Raw genomic sequence first — 3698 nt, forward strand, 5'->3', positions numbered from 1 at the left:
TTGCGAGAACACGATGAAGCACTAACTTGTGTAAATTTGATTGAATTGTATAGATTTAGTTAAGTTTATCGTATCGGATAGACGTATGAAACAACAACTAAAAATCGCAGAACTTCTGAAACGAATTGAAACTTCAAAACAGCAAGATATCGAGTTAGGTACTTATGAGATATATTTGTTTAGTCAAAATGAATTAGAAAAAGGACAAATTGGTTATCGATATGATAAACATAAAAATTCATTAATTAGTGAAGAAAACGGAAAGTGGCAAGAAGGATGGATTACAATTGGATATGAAACGGATATGGGCGATCCAGTTTTCGTAAATATAGATGATGACGCTTATCCGGTTTATACTGCAGAACGTGGTACAGAAAAATGGCAGCCAGTTTATATTGGAAATATGGATGAGATTATAAAACAATTATAAGAAAAACTGCGAGATCGGTGCAAAGTGATGGGAGAAAAACATGAAGTATATAAAAATAATGAGCATGATTGCATTCATTGGAATATATATGGCCGGTTGTTCACAAGAGCAGCCGAAAAAAGAAACAACATCTTCTATAAAAGAAACAAGCGACAATAAAAAGGAAGACGCACCGGTAGAAAAGCAGCAAGAAGAACAAGAAAAGAAAGAAGAACCGCAAGCAGTTCAAACAAATGAGCAAGTGGAGCAAAAGCGGGAGGAAGTGCCGGCCGAAGAAAAGAAAGAGGAATCTACGCCAGCGCAGCCAGTAGAGCAACCAGTGCAAAATAATGAACAAAAAGTAGAGAGTAATGAAAAACAAGGAAAGTTTCTCGTTGTTATTGATCCAGGCCACCAACAAAAAGCAAATTTAAACTTAGAGCCGATTGGGCCAGGCGCAACGACGCAAAAATATAAAGTGACAGATGGTACAACTGGTGTTGTGACGAAAAAAAGAGAGGCTGTTCTTGTATTAGAAATGGCTTTCGTATTAAAAGAAAAGTTAGAAGCAAAGGGAATGCAAGTATTGATGACGAGAACGTCACAAGATGTGGATATAAGTAATAAAGAACGCGCGACATTTGCGAATGATCATAAGGCAAACTTGTTTTTACGTCTTCATGCAGATGGTTCTGAAAATCCGAATCAAAGTGGATTCGCTGTATTGACGCCGGCAGAAGGAAGTCCGTATACGAAAGAGATTTATGCGGAAAGCCTTCAAATCTCTCAAACGATAGTAAATAAAATGAGAGAAAATCAGCAAGTGAAAGTAAATGGAATTAAATTCAGGGGTGATCTTTCTGGATTCAATTGGTCCAAAGTACCTGGCGTACTATTAGAACTTGGGTTTATGTCAAACCATGAAGAAGATAAAAAATTATCTGACCCGCAGTATGTAAATTCTTTATTGCAAAGTGTAACCGATAGTGTAGATGAATATCGGAAGAGTAAAGCTTAAACGCATTCTTACATGTAAGAATGCGTTTTTCTATATGAAAACACTCGTAAATTAGAATATTATGGATAAATATGACATGCTTAATTTTACCTGCACTTTTTGCCGAATGCTGATACAATAAAGGATGTTACTATTTAGTAGAAAGAGTGGTAAGCATGTTAGATTGGATGAAAAAGCTGTTTAACAAAGAGGAAGAACAAACAGCGATGAATAAAGAAGTACAAAAGCAAGTTGAAAGTCAGCCGAAAATTCCTCGTGTAAACCACTACACCGAAGCAAGAGAAGCACAAATGGCAAGTAGGAATGCAGGTAAATGCCGTTTTCCATTAGTACCGGATAATGGGTTCGATGAAGAGGATGTTATAGAAACAGGGCGTTTTGAAGAACAACCTGTTCAAGCTGTAACATATAAAGAGTCGCCTATTCAAAGAGGAATTAAAGTGGAAAGAAGCAGACGACAGTATGTGGAGAAGGTAGTTTCTACATATGAAGAGCCGGAAATGCAATATGAACCGGAGCGAGAGCCTGTCGTAAAGAAAGCATCTACACCAGCGCAAGAAAGTAACCGTAGACCATTTCGTCCAACAGAAATGATTTCGCCAATTTACGGATATAATCGTCCTTCAGTAGAGAAAAAGGAAGAAAAGCAGGAGGAAGTAAAGGAAAGAGAAGACCTTGAAATATCTGTAGAGGGCAAATCAGTCGTTGATGCATGGCTAGAGAAAAAAGGATATACATTATCTCATTTCTCAGAAGGGCAAGCACCGACTTCTTCCAGTCATGAAAGAGTTGATGAGCAAGATCAACAGAGTAAAAAGGAAGAAAAGTCAGTTGTCGATCAATGGCTAGAGAAAAACGGTTATGAAATCGAACGCCAAGAGCCTATAGTAGAAGAAAAAGAAGTGGCTCAAGAAATGAGTGCACCGCAGGAAGTTCCAGCGGCTGAATTACTTCATGAAACAATTGCTGAGCGTATGGAAGATGCGAAGCAAGAAAAAGATGTAGTGGTAGAAAATGTTCTACAAACAGAATCATTAGCTTCTAAAGTAGAGCACGAGGATACAATATTATCAGAAGAAATGAAACGTAATACAGAAATAGACCAACCTACTATTGAAGTAGAAAAGCAAGCTCCAGAAGAATCAGTGATTGTCAAAGCAGAAGAAAAGCTTGAAGAAACAATCATTGTGGAAATACCAGAAGAATTTGAAGAGGTAGACGTAATTACAGAAACAGAAGAATCAGAAGAAGTGGAAGTAATTGCGGAAGCAGAAGAATCAGAAGAAGTGGAAGTAATTGCAGAAACAGAAGAGTCAGAAGAAGTGGAAGTAATTGCAGAAACAGAAGAGTCAGAAGAAGTGGAAGTAATTGCAGAAACAGAAGAATCAGAAGAAGTGGAAGTAATTGCGGAAACAGAAGAGTCAGAAGAAGTGGAAGTAATTGCAGAAACAGAAGAATCAGAAGAAGTGGAAGTAATTGCAGAAACAGAAGAGTCAGAAGAAGTGGAAGTAATTGCGGAAGCAGAAGAGTCAGAAGAAGTAGAAGTAATTGCGGAAGCAGAAGAGTCAGAAGAAGTGGAAGTAATTGCGGAAACAAAAGCACCAGAAGAAGCCGAACCTGTAGTACTTGAGGAAACGCAGCAAGAAATGGTGTTAAATGAAGCAATTGAACAAAAGAATGAATTCATACATGTTGCTGAAGCTGATGAACAAACGAAAAAAGATGTTCAAAGCTTTGCGGACGTTTTAATTGCAGAAGAAGCAGCGATTGAAGAAGAACAATCAGTTGTAGAAGAAGCAGCGATTGAAGAAGAACAATCAGTTGTAGAAGAAGCAGCGATTGAAGAAGAACAATCAGTTGTAGAAGAAGCAGCGATTGAAGAAGAACAATCAGTTGCAGAAGAAACACCGGTCGTAGAAGAACAACCAGTTGTGGAAGAAACAGTGATTGAAGAAGAACAACCAGTTGCAGAGGAAACACCGGTCGCAGAAGAGCCACCAGTTGTACAAAAAGAAGAACCTAAACGTGAGAAAAAGCGTCACGTACCATTCAATGTTGTTATGTTGAAACAAGATAGAGCGCGATTAGTGGAAAGACATGCAGCTAGAACGAATGCAATGCAACCTTCTATGAAAGAACGAGTAGAGAATAAGCCTGTACACCAAGTAGAAGAACAACCAATGCAGCAAGTAGTAGTAGAACCACAAGTGGAAGAACAACCAATGCAGCAAGTGGCAGTAGAACCACAAGTGGAAGAACAACCAATGCAGC

Annotated in this window: 2 protein-coding genes and 1 pseudogene; all 3 read left to right on the forward strand. The window is 38.3% G+C overall.

Translation table 11 applies throughout. The features are described from left to right. Window positions 1-85 precede the first annotated feature (85 nt). Window positions 86-430, forward strand: a complete 345-nt coding sequence (locus tag PDQ68_RS28325; protein WP_061183814.1) for a hypothetical protein — start codon at window positions 86-88, stop codon at window positions 428-430. A gap of 40 nt (window positions 431-470) precedes the next feature. Next, on the forward strand, window positions 471-1427 hold the full coding sequence (locus PDQ68_RS28330; RefSeq protein ID WP_270787157.1) for an N-acetylmuramoyl-L-alanine amidase: 957 nt from the start codon (window positions 471-473) through the stop codon (window positions 1425-1427). 155 nt (window positions 1428-1582) lie between these two features. Continuing rightward, window positions 1583-3698 (forward strand): annotated as a pseudogene (locus tag PDQ68_RS28335) (DNA translocase FtsK); the annotation flags it as partial.

Source organism: Bacillus cereus group sp. Bc010 (genome assembly GCF_027716745.1).
GTDB classification, from domain to species: Bacteria; Bacillota; Bacilli; order Bacillales; family Bacillaceae_G; genus Bacillus_A; species Bacillus_A pacificus.

What these genes read in the sequence shown, in the direction of transcription:
- PDQ68_RS28325 (WP_061183814.1), top strand. Translation starts at nt 86, where the DNA reads ATGAAACAACAACTAAAAATCGCAGAACTTCTGAAACGAATTGAAACT.
- PDQ68_RS28330 (WP_270787157.1), top strand. Translation starts at nt 471, where the DNA reads ATGAAGTATATAAAAATAATGAGCATGATTGCATTCATTGGAATATAT.